Genomic DNA, 14,536 nt, shown 5'->3' with positions numbered 1-14,536 from the left:
TTATTCTGTTCGTCCGCCACCTAACGCGTGGTACAAATTCACGACAGCCTGCATGCGCTGGAATTCATCGGATATTCCCGATAGTTGAGCGCTTAGCAGGGATTGTTGAGCTGTTAATACTTCCAAGTAAGTGGACGTCCCTAAAGTTAGTAATTCTTGCGTGTAATCGACAGATTTTTCCAAAGAAAATATTTGTTTTTCCCGTTGGATGATTTTGTCCTGTGCCGTCTGGTATTGAGTGAGGGCGTTACTAACTTCGCTTCCGGCGTTCAACAGACTTTGTTCGAAATTGATCATGGCCTCTTCCTGCTGTGCTTTGGCAATCCTCAACCGTGCGGTGAGGGCTCCTTTATTAAAAATCGGTTGCGCGAGGGACCCCACTGCCGTGGCGATCATCTTACCGGGATTAACGATGCCCATTCCGGAATTGTTTGTCCACCCCAGAGTTCCGTTGATCGTTAATTGCGGGTAGAAAGACGCCCGAGCTTGATTCGTGTTATAGAAAGTGGAAGCGAGAGCCATTTCCGCCGCTTTCACGTCCGGGCGGTTTGATAATAATTGAACCGGAACGCCCGCGTTCAGCAAGGTAGGCAGATTTTGGTCTTCCAACTTGCCTCTTTCTATTCTTTGAGGGGCTTGTTTCAACAGGAGGGACAACGAGTTTTCCGTTTCCCGGATGCTTTGCTTTAAATCGGGGATAGAAGCGGCAATCATGTAACTGTTTGCTTCGCTTTGTGCTATCGCGGCTTCGTTTACCATGCCGGCTTCTTTCATGGCTTTCATGGTTTCCACGCTTTTTTGCCAGAGTAACGCGGTTTCTTCTGTGATAGCCAGTTGTTTATCCAGCATCAACAACGTGTAATAAGCATTAGCGATAGCGGAAATAACTTGTGTCTGAACCGCTTGTTTATACGCTTCACTTTGTAGTAACGTGACTTTAGCACCTCGTTTGGCATTTAATAATCTTCCGAACAGGTCTATTTCCCAACTGGAAACTACCGGTAGGGTATAGGTTTGTGAGGCTTTCGCTTTATCAAAACTGCTCACCGTTCCTTGGGGAGATAATCCCAAGGAAGGTAAGTATGCCAGACGGGAGGACATTAAGCCTGCCTCTGCTTCTTTCACTTTCAGCACGGCTGTCTGGAGATCGCTGTTTTGTTCCAGACCTAACCGGATCAATTGTTGTAATTGAGGGTCCGTGAACACTTCTTCCCACGGTAGATTACCCATGTTTGTCGTGTCTGTAGTCAAGGTGTCCGTCACGGAAACGGGATCACGATACAAGCCTTGAACATCTACTTCAGGGCGATTGTATTGCTTGTAGATGTTACAGCTACTTAGCAAGGCCCCTAGACTGAGGGTGTATATTGTAACTCTTTTCATTATTCTTTATTTTGTGTATTGTTCAATTTCAGATTCCAGTTCGGAGTTATCCATGTCATGCCATTCGATCGGTTTGATCTTTTCCTGCAAGTATTGGAATGCCACGAATAATGCCGGTACCACGAATATCTGACAAATCATACCGATAAACATACCACCGATGGCTCCCGTACCTAAGGTACTGTTACCGTTGGCTCCCACGCCACTGGCAAACATCAACGGCAACAATCCGATAACCAAAGCCAATGAGGTCATCAAAATCGGTCGAAGACGGGCAGAAGCACCCAACACGGCAGCGGAGACGATACTCATGCCGGATTGCCGGCGTTCCAAGGCGAACTCGGTAATCAAAATGGCGTTCTTTGCCAACAACCCGATCAACATGATCAATGATATCTGCAAATAGATATTGTTTTCGACACCCATGAATTTAGCGAATATAAAGCTACCCATCAACCCGAACGGTATGGACAGGATAACTACCCAAGGTAATATGTAACTTTCATATTGTGCACTCAATAACAGGTAAACGAATACCAGACAGAGCAGGAAGATCATGGCTGTCGTACCTTCACTGGAACTTTGTTCTTCACGTGTCATACCGGAATACTCGAAACCGTATCCCGTGGGTAAGGTTTCTGCGGCTACTTCCTGTATAGCTTGAATGGCTTGTCCGGAACTGTATCCGTCGGCAGGAGAGCCGTTCACGCTCATGGCGGTAAACATGTTGAAACGCTTGATGTTGTCCGGGCCGTATATTTTCCGTAAGGTAATAAACTGTGTGATAGGAGCCATTTCGTTTCCGTTTCTGACCATGATTTGGTTAAGTGTTTCGGGATTGACCCTAAAATTGGCATCAGCCTGTATCATTACCCGGTATAGTTTACCGAAACGGTTGAAGTTGGAGGCGTACATACCACCGTAGTATCCTTGTAACGTGGTTAGTAACATATTCGGGGTTAGTCCCGCTTCTTTACATTTGGCTACGTCGATGTCTACCATATACTGGGGATAGTTCGGGTTGAAAGAGGTACGTGCGGTGGCTATTTCCGGACGTTCATTCAATTTTTCGAGGAAGTTTTGTGCTACACTATAAAAGTCGTCCAGACTACCTCCGGTTTTATCCTGCAGGTTGAACTCGAAACCGTTCGTGATACTGTAACCCGGAATCATGGGAGGTGCGAATAGAAGTACCCGTGCATCCTTTATCAAACCTTGCGTTTGCATGTAGAGTTGTCCGATAATACTATTAATATCTTCGCCTTTACCGCGCTCGTCCCAAGGTTTCAACCGGCATATAAATGTTCCGTAGGAACTACCTTGCCCGGCAATGAAACTATAACCGGCAACTTCCGTGCGTCCGTCGACAGCCGGGTTGCTTGCAATCAAACTGTCCACTTGAGCCAGTGCTGCCCGTGTTCTTTCCAAAGAAGTGGCAGGAGGGAGGTCTACAATAGCAAAGAAGGTTCCGGTATCTTCGTTAGGTACTAAACCTGATGGGGTAGACCTCATCAAGAGAATCAATATAACAATACTTACGGCAACACTTATAAAGCTGATAACCTTGTGGTTGATAAAGAAATTGACACCTTTTTTGTATTTCTCGAGAGTTACGTCGTAAGCGGTATTGAATGCCGCATGGAAACGATTGATCAATCCTTTTTTATGCCCTTGTTTATTTTTATCATGCGGTTTCAGAAATATGGCACACAAGGCAGGACTCAATGTCAGTGCGTTGATTGCCGACAAACCGATAGCAACAGCCATGGTCAGACCGAACTGACGATAAAAAGTTCCGGAAGTACCTGTCATGAAACTCACCGGGATAAACACGGCCATCATCACGAGGGTAATGGATACGATAGCACCGGAGATTTCACTCATGGCATCGATAGAAGCTTTAAGAGATGATTTATACCCTTGGTCGAGCTTGGCATGTACCGCTTCAACGACGACGATAGCATCATCGACGACTATGGCGATGGCCAACACGAGCGCGCAAAGAGTCAGCAAGTTCATACTGAACCCGATTAATTGTAACACGAAGAACGTACCGATTAACGCCACGGGTATCGCTATGGCAGGGATTAACGTGGAACGGAAGTCCTGCAAGAAGATGAATACAACGAGGAATACCAAGATGAATGCTTCGATCAAGGTTTTCAGCACTTCGTGGATGGAGGCAAACAGGAAATCATTTGCGTTCAACAGAATACTGTATTCCACACCCGGGGGAAAATCCTTGGAGGCATCTTTCAGTAAGGCCTCGATATTATTGATAATTTCCGTGGCGTTTGAACCTGCAGTTTGGAAAATCATACCCGTTACTCCCGGGTGCCCGTTTGAACGGGTGGCAAAACCATAACTCAAACCTCCCAGTTCGATGCGGGCTATATCTTTCAGTCGAAGGATTTCTCCGTCGGACGTGGCACGAATTACGATATCTTCAAATTCTTCGGTCGTTTGTAGACGACCTTTGTATTTCATGATATATTGAAAAGATTGATCTCCATTTTCTCCGAACTGCCCCGGGGCTGCTTCGATGTTCTGTTCTGCCAGAACGGCGGTTACATCCGAAGGCATCAGTTTGTATTGAGCCATCACGTCCGGCTTCAACCAGATACGCATGGAGTAATCGGCTCCCAGCACCATGGCGTCACCCACACCGGGTACACGTTGAATCTGGGGGATTAGATTAATCTTCACGTAGTTTTGTAGAAAGGTTTCATCGAATTTATCATCCGAGCTAAAGACAGTAAATCCCAGCAACATACTCGTTTGCCGCTTGCTCGTGATAACTCCGACTTGAGTAACTTCGGCAGGCAGGAATCCCTGTGCTTTCGCTACGCGGTTCTGCACGTTCACTGCCGCCATATCGGAGTCCGTACCTTGTTTGAAATACACGTCAATAGTAGCTTCTCCGGTGTTGGTGGCGGTGGATGTCATGTACATCATGTTTTCTACACCGTTGATTTGTTCTTCCAACGGGGCTATGACACTGTTCAGTACCGTTTGGGCATTTGCGCCCGTGTAAGTAGTGCTCACGTGTATCGTGGGGGGAGCGATATCCGGGTATTGGGTTACGGGAATGGATACCAACCCCAGTATACCCAAGATCACGATGATAATGGATATAACCGTAGAGAGTACGGGACGTTTTATAAATCTATCTAATTTCATAATTTCTCATTCATTTTAGTGCGTGGTTCTAGTGCTTGGAGCCTTGTTGGGCGATAACCTGCTGACGTTTAGCGGTGGCCTCTGCCACGGTAATGGGTTTTACGGTCATTCCGTCTCTCACGGTTGTTCCGACTCCTTCTACCACGATACGGTCTCCCGTGTTAAGCCCCGAGGTTACCACGTAAGTTTTTCCGTCGTTCACGGGAAGGATTTTTATCTCTGTCATTTTCACGATAGAACTGTCGTTTACCACGAACACGAATTTCTTGTCTTGTATTTCCATGGTTGCTTTTTGGGGAATAATAATGGCCTTGTCATCTTCTTCGGGTAACAAAATTACTCCAGACCCTCCGCTACGCAATATGCCGTTCGGGTTCGGGAAAGTAGCTCGCACGCTGGCTGCTCCGGTTGTCTGGTCGATAACTCCGCTTAAAGTTTCGATTTTACCTTTTTCATTGTAAATAGAACCGTCGACCAATTGAAGTTCCACTGCCGGCATTTGATTCAAGGCACCTTGAGTAGCCCCGTTGCTTTCACGCGTCAATTTGAGGATATCTTTTTCATTCATGGAGAAGTAGACATACATTTCCGAGTTGTCGGAAACCGTTGTCAAGGCTGTAACAGAACTCGGGCTTACAAGACTTCCCACGCGGAAAGGTATTTTCCCGACAACCCCGTTAGAAGGACTCGTCACGTTCGTGTAAGAGAGGTTTTTCTCCGCGTTGATTAATTGAGCTTCCGTTTGGGCTAGGGCAGCTTTTTGTGAGGCGAGCGTGTTGTTCGCCATTTGCAGTTCGTACAAACTGATAATATTTTTCTCTGCCAGTTTCTCTTTGTTTTTCGCTGTTAATTCCGCGGTTGCCACGTTTGCCTTGGCTACGTTCACTGCCGCACGAGCTACATTGACAGCTTCTTCGTATTGAACGGGGTCAATGACAAACAGGGTTTGCCCTTTTTTCACTACCGCTCCTTCATCCACGCATAATTTCGTGATGAATCCACTCACGTTCGGACGAATTTCCACGTCTTGACGTCCTTTGATTGTTGCCGGATAAGCGTTGTTCAACTTAGACACGCTTGTTTCAATGGTCATTACGGCGTATTCCGGTGCTCCGGCTTGTTGACCTTGCTGTTGACCTCCACAAGCAAAAAGGGTTATCCCCAATGCGATTCCAAAGAATCGTTGAGATAAAGTAATCATTGACTTTTGCATTTTCATATACTGTCTTTATTTAATTGTGTTCAATCTTGTATATATTTTGCGCTAAATAGGCAAACGCCGTACCAAATTGATGTGATAAAAAATTATTTTTTGCTCTTTTTGCGAAAAAGGCCTGCAGAAGAGGGCAGTTAAATATTTTTACACATTGATGATACGTGATAACATAAAATCGGGTTCGGGAAATTTAAACTTGATAGAGAATTATTATATTTGTAAATATTTTATATGGAAACGTGATGATGAACTTGATAAGAATAACAGAACCCGGGGATATCCGGTTACAAAGATTGATACCGCTTTACGAGGAGGCTTTCCCGGAAAATGAAAGAAGGGATATCAAGCAATTGCAATGCTTGATTCTTGAAAAACCGGAGATGCATTTCAACGCGATAGAGTGTGACGATACGCTGGCAGGATTGTTTATTTATTGGGACTTGCATGATTTTTATTACATGGAGCATCTTGCCGTGTTTAGCCAAATGCGTAACCTGAAAGTCGGACAGCAGGTGCTGGATTATATTGCGGAACATTTGAGCGGTTTACGTTTGCTTGAAGTGGAACCCACCATGGATGAAATGACCACCCGTCGGGTGAAATATTACGAGCGAAATGGTTACGAGATACTGGATAAATCTTATATACAGCCGTCATACCGGGATGAGCGTGATGCCGGTAATTTATGGATTATGGGGAATCACCGGACAGAGCGTTTGCAGGAATTTATCGAACGGATAAAACAGGTGATTTATAGGGACAATTATAGATGATATTAGTTAGGGTGATGTAAAACGGTGTTTAAAAGAGTATTTGTAGCTATTACATTAATAATCAAATGAAAATGAAATAGTATGAATTAATAGTCGGATTATGAAAAGAGTACTTGTCTTCGTTTTTCTTTTAGTGTGTATTCATGTAAGTGCCCAAATAACAAAAGTTGGGGATTGTAAAGTATCTCCCGATGGTAAAATGATAGCTTTTATATGTTATATGGGAATGCAACAAGATATTTTTCTTTATAGTTTACAGCGGGATACTTTAATTCAATTAACACATTCGGCGAATTTGGATTTTGATGCACAATATAAAAAATCGTTGAATTGGCTAGATGATCATCGGATTTTATTTTTATCAAAACATAACGGCTTGGTACAGCAGTATATATTGGATATTTTAACAAATACATTAAAGACAAACGGTTCATCGGCTTCTCATGAGTATTGGTTGAAGTATTCGGGGGTGAATGACGAGGTGTATTATATTTCATCACGTAGAGGTAGTCAACCGGCTGTGTTTAGAAAAAAAATGAATGCCGAGAAAGAAATGAAAGTTTCGAAAGGTAATATTAATTGTATTCTAAGTTCTATATCTCCCAATGGAGAATATTTGACGTACAAGGAGATGCCATTGGGGAAAACGGTTTTAGTATCCTTGAAAGACAATAAAATTATCAAATCAAAACTGCCTGTGAAAAATACGAATGTGCTTGCTTGGGCTCCGTCCTCGGAAGAGTTCATATATACGCATGGAACTTTCGTGGATGATGATGTCGTTAAGATAGAGCTGGTGCTTTATAATATAGTTACTCAAGTTAGTGAAACTATTGTAAAAGATGCAGATTACATATCGGGATGTGTATGGGCTCCATCTAAAGATAAGTATTTATATACTTTATTGAAGAAGTCTTATTTAGTCGATCATAAATCCAAGGAAACAAAAGAATATGACGTTTTTGGAGCCCCGAAAATTTGGTTGCGGGATGAGAAATCTATTTTGTTTGTTCAGGATGCGAGAGCCTATATTTTTAATTTATCAGATAAAAGTATCAAGCGAATAATAAATTAAGTTGATGAGGATTAATGTATTTTTATTTCAAGAAGAGGATTAATTTGTTTTTATAAAGTGTATGTAGATTTCATTAGGAACGACTTCTATAAAACCATATTGTTCTTCGGTATTGGTGGTATTGTGTTCATAATCAGAACCGAATAATTCAAACGAATTTACCGTAAAAAAACGATATAGTTGATATTTATTTGCTATTTGTTGCTGAAGCTCCGGATAAATATGAATCCCAAGAGCGAGAATTTTATGGAGTTTATTATCTCTAAATTCGGTAAAGCAGGTACTGTTTTGATAAAAGCACATATGGAGGAGTTTGTTTTTATGGATGAAAGAAGCGACAGGTACTGGATTATCCCAATAGAATAATGTGTTCATCCCTTGTCGGGAGTTCGTTTCATTCATATTATAGCTTTGTTCATTCCTATTTGTATCAGATAATAACATTTTTCGGGGATTCGGTATTTCAATAACAGCGGAGGCACCATTGCCATGTGGCATGAAATAAGTTATGTAATATTTGCCATTCATTTTGTTGACGATTGTGGTATAATTTGTCCAGCCTTCATATCTCAATCCTGTGGCTTTATCTCGAAAAAATACAGTACCACCGAATTCTCCACTAACACTCGTCGTAACCCGATAATCTTTATCTTCATAGATTGGGAATGTAAATGGTTTTACTAACTCCCATTTAAAATTATTCTGGTTAAATAATAACATTGTTTTATAGAATTCATTTATGGCTATAATGCTGTCATTTTGTACGTGTAACTTGACGTTATGAGTGAAATGTTCGGGAGCTATTGATTGATGAATAATATTAAAATTTGAATCTGTTATAACAATGTAGGGTTCATCATTTGCTCTGTAATTGTATTTTGCAGATAGAAAATAATAATTTCCAGCATATTTAACAATAGACTCTATGCGACCTTTTATATCTAATTCTAATGTGTCTATCTTGATTGATACGTGGGAAGTATTAATTTGATAAATCTGTTTTTGAGATGGAATATCCCGGCATCCATTACAGATAACAATAGCTACTATAAAAGCGGACAAAACTCTCATAAGTATACATTATAGGTTATCTTGTAAAAGTAAGGAAAATGAATTAGGAATAAAAGAAAAAGGATCGATTTCTCGATCCTTTATTTTGTAGCGGGAGCCTGACTCGAACAGACGACCTTTGGGTTATGAGCCCAACGAGCTACCAACTGCTCCATCCCGCAATGTTAGTCAAAACTATTACCGTTTTGCGTGTGCAAAGATAGTATGTTTTTATTAGACATGCAAGTGTTTCTGCTTTTTTTTAGAATAAATAAAATTAAAAGGAAGGAATGAGGTATAAAAAAAGGAATAGTTCAAACTATTCCTTTTGATATTGAGAGGATTGTGGGTTATTTGCCCAACATTTCGCAAATCTCGTTGAACACGTATTCTCCCGTGAACCCGAATTTCTCGTCGAGTACTTTCGCGGGTGCGGAATACCCGAAGTGATTTACACCGTGGATACGACCGTTGCAACCGACCAATCCTTCCAGTGTAACGGATAATCCTGCTGTCAAGCCGAATTTAGGTTTGTCAGCGGGGATTACTTGTTCTTGGTATGATTTATCCTGATGACGGAACAATCCTTCCGAAATCACGGATACGACACGTGAAGTGATACCCTTGCGCTCTTGGAGTAGTTTTGCACCCTCAACCAAAGTAGAAACTTCAGAACCGGAAGCGATTAGTACCACGTCGGGGTTCTCGGCAGTCGCACATACCACGTAAGCACCTTTCTCGGCTTGTAAAGCCTCATCGTAACGGTCTTTCCCCGGGAGATCGGTAATATTCTGACGGGAAAGAATCAACGCGGTAGGAGTGGAGGTGTTTTCCATGGCCATTTTCCATGCAACAGAGGTTTCGGCAGCGTCAGCCGGACGTAATGCCAGTAAACTCATTTTACCGGAATGGTTATCCATTTTCTCCATCAAGCGCAATTGTGCTTCATGCTCTATCGGTTGATGTGTCGGTCCGTCTTCTCCCACGCGGAAGGCATCGTGCGACCATACGTATTTTACCGGTAATTCCATTAATGCGGCAAGACGTACAGCCGGTTTCATGTAATCGGAGAACACGAAGAAAGTTCCGCAAGCCACGTGTATCCCGCCGTGGAGAGCGATACCGTTGCAAATAACAGCCATCGTCAACTCGGCAACACCCGCTTGTAAGAAGGCTCCGCTGAAATCGCCTTTCACGAGGTCACGTGCACCACCCTTGATAAACCCGTCCGTCTTGTCCGAGTTGCTCAAGTCTGCGGATGATACAATCATGTTTTCCACCTGTTGAGCCAATGCTACCAGTACATCTGCTGATGCGGCACGAGTGGCGATATTGGGTTTGTGTTGAATAGCTTTGTAATCAATCTCGGGAGCCGCACCGGATAAGAATTTATGCAATTTAGTTGCCAGTTCCGGGTTTGCTTTTTCCCATGCTGCTTGTTCTGCTTTCTTTGCTTTCGCGTAAGCCCGTTTCTCGTCAAGTACTTTAGCGTAGAACTCGGCTACTTCCGGGAATATCACGAATGGATTTTGAGGATCACCGCCCAAGTTCTCGATTGTCTTTTCGATAGAAGCTCCCGCACCCGTTAAAGGTTGCCCGTGAGTGGATACTTTATCGGAGAAATCTTCCCCATTGGGTCCCATGGCACCTTTACCCATCAAGGTTTTACCGATAATCAGCGTGGGACGCTCTTTTTCTTCATTAGCGGCTTTCAGTGCGGCTATAATTTCCCCAGCGTTGTTCCCGTTAATCGTGAGCACGTTCCAGCCCCAAGCCTTGTATTTGGCGGCAGTATCCTCGCAAGTCACTTCGTTCACGCGGGTGGATAATTGTACCTCGTTGGCGTCGTAGAACATGATTAAGTTGGACAATCCCAGCGTTCCGGCAATACGTCCGGCACCTTGAGATATCTCTTCTTGGATACCCCCGTCGGAGATAAACGCGTAAGTCTTGTGAGCCATCCATTCCCCGAAACGGGCAACCAGAAAACGCTCTGCAATAGCGGCACCTACAGCCATGGCATGACCTTGACCGAGAGGTCCGGAAGTATTCTCCACGCCTCGTTTGTGGTCCACTTCCGGGTGACCGGGAGTCACGCTGCCCCATTGACGGAAGTTTTTCAAATCTTCCATGCTGTACGTGCCAATCAAGCTTAACATGGAATACAACATTGGCGACATATGTCCCGGGTCAAGGAAGAACCTGTCACGGTTTGCCCATGTCATATCATCCGGGTCGAAGTTTAAGAATTGAGAATACAACACGTTAATGTAATCAGCACCACCCATGGCTCCGCCCGGGTGACCCGATTTAGCTTTTTCAACCATAGAAGCTGAAAGAACGCGGATATTGTCCGCTGCTCGATTAAGGATTTTCTCCATGCCTGTATTTTTTTGATGATAATTTTTAATTTTCGGCAAAGGTATGTTTTTCACTTGGGAATTCAAAGTCTTATAGTTCATAAAGTTCATAAGGTTTGTAAGGTTTAAAAGGTTTATAGACCCCCGCAGGGCGCTTTGTCTACGGCAGCTTTTTTTGCCGATAAAATCACCCGTAATTCTTATAACTTTATGAACCTTATGAACCTTATAAACTTTATGAACCTAACGTATTCCACTTCGTGTAAGGATTTTTACTCAACATGGCATTGTAATATCTTTCGTCGCCGGTAACTTCTTCGCCTAACCATGCGGGGTGTTCGAAATGCTCGCTTTCGTTTGCCAGTTCAATTTCCGCGAGTACCAATCCGGCATTTGCCCCGTGAAATTCATCGACTTCGAAAAGATGATTCCCGTGGGGAACGAGATAGCGGGTTTTGTCGATGATTCCCGGTTCACAAAGTTGCAATAATTCTTTTGCTTCTTCCGCGGGGATTTCCTTTTCCCACTCGTATCGGCTGGCTCCGGATTCATTTCCGGCGCCTTTGACGGTAAGGTATCCTTTATCCCCCTTGAGCCTCACACGTACGGTACGCTCCGGAACCGAGGAGAGATACCCTTGCGTGATTCGGGAAGATTTTGACGCGTCGGTCTTGTAATCTCCTTTTACCAGAAACTTGCGTTCTATTTCTAATCCCATTTTATTCATTATTTAATAGAAAGATTCGGTGATTGCCAAATCGACAATCACCGAATCACGGAATTTATAAATTCTTGTCCTTGTACATGTTTTCCCACCACGCGGGTTCGCCTTTCAGGTATTTGGCGAAATACGCCATGATAGTGTTACCCCAGATGATGCGTTGGTTGTAGTCAACCACGGCATGGTCGGCGTTTTTGATTAGCACCAACTCGGCATCTTTGCCCAAGAGTTTCAATGCCGTGTAGAACTGGATACTTTCGCCCGTGGGTACATTCACGTCGGCAGTACCGTGTAATAACAGGATAGGGGTATTTACTTTGTCCGCATTGAACAAGGGGCTTTGGTCCACGTAGATATCCTTGCGGTTCCACGGGAAGGAATGTCCCGATGCATTTGTGCTGTAACTGTATCCCCAGTATCCTTCCCCCCAGTAACTTGACACGGATGAAATGCCGGCGTGAGAGATGGCACAGGCGAAGATATCCGTGCGGGTCTGCAAATACATGGTCGTGAAACCACCGTAGGAAGCACCCATGCATCCCACCCGCTTGGAGTCCACGAAAGGATGTGCTTTCATGAAAGCTTTGGTGCAGGCGATGATTTCGTCGGCGGTGATTTTACCCCAGTTGTTCTGGTGGCGTGCGGAAAATTCTTGCCCGAATCCGGTACTACCAGAGGGTTGCATCACGTAAACAACATAGCCATTCGCTGCGTACAGGTTGAAAGGCCATCTTCCGCCGAAAGTTCTTTCCACGGGGGATGTACCACCGTAATAATATACAATCATCGGGTATTTCTTGTTCGGGTCAAAATCGGCGGGCAGGTAGTAACGACCGTCGATGGTGGTACCTTTCTTGTAGACGTAATCCCAGTCTTTCACTTGCCCGAATTCAATATTCTTGTATTGCTCGCCTTGCGGGTTAGCCCATTCCCGTGCTTTCAGGTCTGTCAGGTTCAGCGTGTAAACCCGTGTCGGGTAACTCTCGTCGGAAGCGGTATATACCCCGGTATTGCCGTCTTCTGCCAGACTGATTCTTTGCACGAGGTCACCCGGGCAATTTATTTTCGTTATCTTGCCGTCTTGCCCGTGGCGGAACAGGTGGACGTAGTCCGTGTCCTCGGCAACGATGTAAATATTACCGTCCTTGTGCCAAACGTAATTCGTCACGTTCGGGTTGAAATCTCTCGTGATAGGGGTTACCTCTTTGGTCTTCAAGTCGTAAATGAACAATTGGGTATCGTACCCGTTGACCATTTGTCCTTTGGCGATATTCACGCCGAGTTTGCCGAAAGCGTCGGCAGAACCACTGATTAACAATCGGGAATCGTCCGGCGAGAATGAACATTGTATATCTTGCAAACGGTTTTCCCAAAGCGTGTCCACCTCGAAAGTGCGGGCATTCAGCATGTACACGGATTGTTTCCGGTAGGGATACTCGTTGTAATCCGGTCTGCTCGTGCCAATCAGGATATAATCCCCGTTGTGGCTGATATCCATCATAGAGGTCGTTTGGTTACCCCAAGTCATACGGGTGTGTATGCCCGTACCGAGGTCATATTTGCACAGGAAGTAACGGTTACGGTAGTATGCCTGTCTATCCTCGATACCGTCTAATTTACGCAATTCCCACTCTTTTTCCGTGTAGTTTTCGGTTTTGTAATATACCAGATAGCTACGGTCGGGCGACCAGTTGTAGGAACTGATATTCCGGTCCGCCTTGAACAGGCGTTTTTGTTCACGGGATTCGATATCGTAGGTATAGAGGGAATTACCGTTTCCTTCTTTCAACAGGAACGAGAGTTTGTCCTGTCCGGGAATCCAAGTCAGCGAGGACGCGTCATTCCCGTAGAACGAGTACACGACTTCCTTGTCGGCAAGGCGGTACACGTTCGTCATGCGACTGTTTTTACCGTTGATGATATCGTTTTCCGACATCAGGAGATATTTCCCGCTGGGAGAAATTTGAATTCTCTCTACCCGTTTCCCGTTCAGCACGTCCAAGATATTTTTACCTCTTTTCGGGGAGAGGGTAAAATGAACCGGGGCTTCCGAGAAAGCGGCGTCGGCGGTGTAGCTGGCAGAGAAGAGTTTATCGTTATTGCCGGTAGCGAGGCTTTTCACGATGATGACGTGCTTGCCCGGAACCCATTCAAGGGAACAATCCCGTTTCGCGGCTTCCGTGCCGTTGTGTCCCGTGTAAGTGATTTTTTTCACCCCGTCGACATACACTTCGGCATCCCCGTGAAAATTGAATTCCAGTTTCCCGCTCATCCATTGCGTGTTGGCGGCATAAACAGCACTTACGACGATTGCCGGGGTATTGCCCGTGTACCCGGAAGTTACCACGCCTTCGTTCACCACGGCTTCTTGCCATACCAACGAGTGGAATTGCAATTCCCGGGAATCGGCTTCCGGCGTGAAATTCTCGATATTAAACACGGATGATGTCAATAATTTTGACGACGTGAATGTTTTGCCTTCCACGTTCTTCACGCTCCCGAATGCAGGCATCTCCACGGGAACGGGCGGGAGAGCCAGCCATTCCCCGATAGTCTGCGCCTGCAAACGGAACGAGCAGACTATCATGAACAAAAAGATTAATTTTCTCATTTTATCGTATTTGGTTATTTTGAACTCGTTCGTGCAAAAGTATGGAATAGATTTTAAATATTAGATTTATGATTCCAGATTTATGATTTTCATCGCGTGAATCATCAAAATAGGATACATGGGCGATAATATCCCTTGATTATCAACGGACACATCCCTATGCTCCC

General features: G+C 44.4%; 9 protein-coding genes and 1 tRNA gene. 2 read left to right on the top strand and 8 right to left on the bottom strand.

The genetic code is table 11. The features are described from left to right. The 3 genes from CS948_RS15230 to CS948_RS15220 are packed head-to-tail and all read right to left on the bottom strand — an operon-like array spanning nucleotide 1 to nucleotide 5,782. Nucleotides 1-1,383 (bottom strand): TolC family protein, encoded by a 1,383-nt coding sequence (locus tag CS948_RS15230; protein WP_099292550.1) that lies wholly within the window; start codon nucleotides 1,381-1,383, stop codon nucleotides 1-3. A gap of 6 nt (nucleotides 1,384-1,389) precedes the next feature. After that, nucleotides 1,390-4,563, bottom strand: a complete 3,174-nt coding sequence (locus CS948_RS15225) for an efflux RND transporter permease subunit (protein WP_099292549.1) — start codon at nucleotides 4,561-4,563, stop codon at nucleotides 1,390-1,392. A gap of 28 nt (nucleotides 4,564-4,591) precedes the next feature. Beyond that, a complete protein-coding gene (locus tag CS948_RS15220) occupies nucleotides 4,592-5,782 on the bottom strand; it encodes an efflux RND transporter periplasmic adaptor subunit (RefSeq protein ID WP_176555075.1) in 1,191 nt (396 codons plus the stop codon). A gap of 239 nt (nucleotides 5,783-6,021) precedes the next feature. Here CS948_RS15220 and CS948_RS15215 point away from each other — a divergent pair, with 239 nt between their 5' ends. Together CS948_RS15215 and CS948_RS15210 are read left to right on the top strand one after the other, a co-directional pair. Further along, entirely contained in the window at nucleotides 6,022-6,552 is a 531-nt protein-coding gene (locus tag CS948_RS15215) for a GNAT family N-acetyltransferase (RefSeq protein ID WP_099292547.1), read from the top strand. A gap of 100 nt (nucleotides 6,553-6,652) precedes the next feature. Continuing rightward, nucleotides 6,653-7,627 (top strand): hypothetical protein, encoded by a 975-nt coding sequence (locus CS948_RS15210; protein WP_141560964.1) that lies wholly within the window; start codon nucleotides 6,653-6,655, stop codon nucleotides 7,625-7,627. A gap of 39 nt (nucleotides 7,628-7,666) precedes the next feature. Here the strand turns inward: CS948_RS15210 and CS948_RS15205 are convergent, their stop codons facing one another. The 5 genes from CS948_RS15205 to CS948_RS15185 all read right to left on the bottom strand — a co-directional run bounded on the left by CS948_RS15205 (nucleotide 7,667) and on the right by CS948_RS15185 (nucleotide 14,369). Next, nucleotides 7,667-8,698, bottom strand: coding sequence for a hypothetical protein (locus CS948_RS15205; protein ID WP_099292545.1), 1,032 nt, complete (start codon nucleotides 8,696-8,698; stop codon nucleotides 7,667-7,669). Nucleotides 8,699-8,786: 88 nt separating this feature from the next. Further along, a tRNA-Met gene (locus CS948_RS15200) sits at nucleotides 8,787-8,859 on the bottom strand. Nucleotides 8,860-9,027: 168 nt separating this feature from the next. Next, on the bottom strand, nucleotides 9,028-11,058 hold the full coding sequence (locus CS948_RS15195; RefSeq protein ID WP_099294563.1) for a transketolase: 2,031 nt from the start codon (nucleotides 11,056-11,058) through the stop codon (nucleotides 9,028-9,030). 214 nt (nucleotides 11,059-11,272) lie between these two features. Next, on the bottom strand, nucleotides 11,273-11,755 hold the full coding sequence (locus tag CS948_RS15190; protein WP_099292544.1) for a CYTH domain-containing protein: 483 nt from the start codon (nucleotides 11,753-11,755) through the stop codon (nucleotides 11,273-11,275). A gap of 64 nt (nucleotides 11,756-11,819) precedes the next feature. Beyond that, complete coding sequence (locus CS948_RS15185; RefSeq protein ID WP_255302030.1) at nucleotides 11,820-14,369, bottom strand: prolyl oligopeptidase family serine peptidase; 2,550 nt, start codon at nucleotides 14,367-14,369, stop codon at nucleotides 11,820-11,822. Nucleotides 14,370-14,536 lie beyond the last annotated feature (167 nt).

It is taken from the genome of Butyricimonas sp. Marseille-P3923 (genome assembly GCF_900184685.1).
Taxonomy (GTDB): domain Bacteria; phylum Bacteroidota; class Bacteroidia; order Bacteroidales; family Marinifilaceae; genus Butyricimonas; species Butyricimonas muris.
Note: the sequence above shows the minus strand (reverse complement) of the source record. Positions and strands in the feature narration are given on the sequence as shown.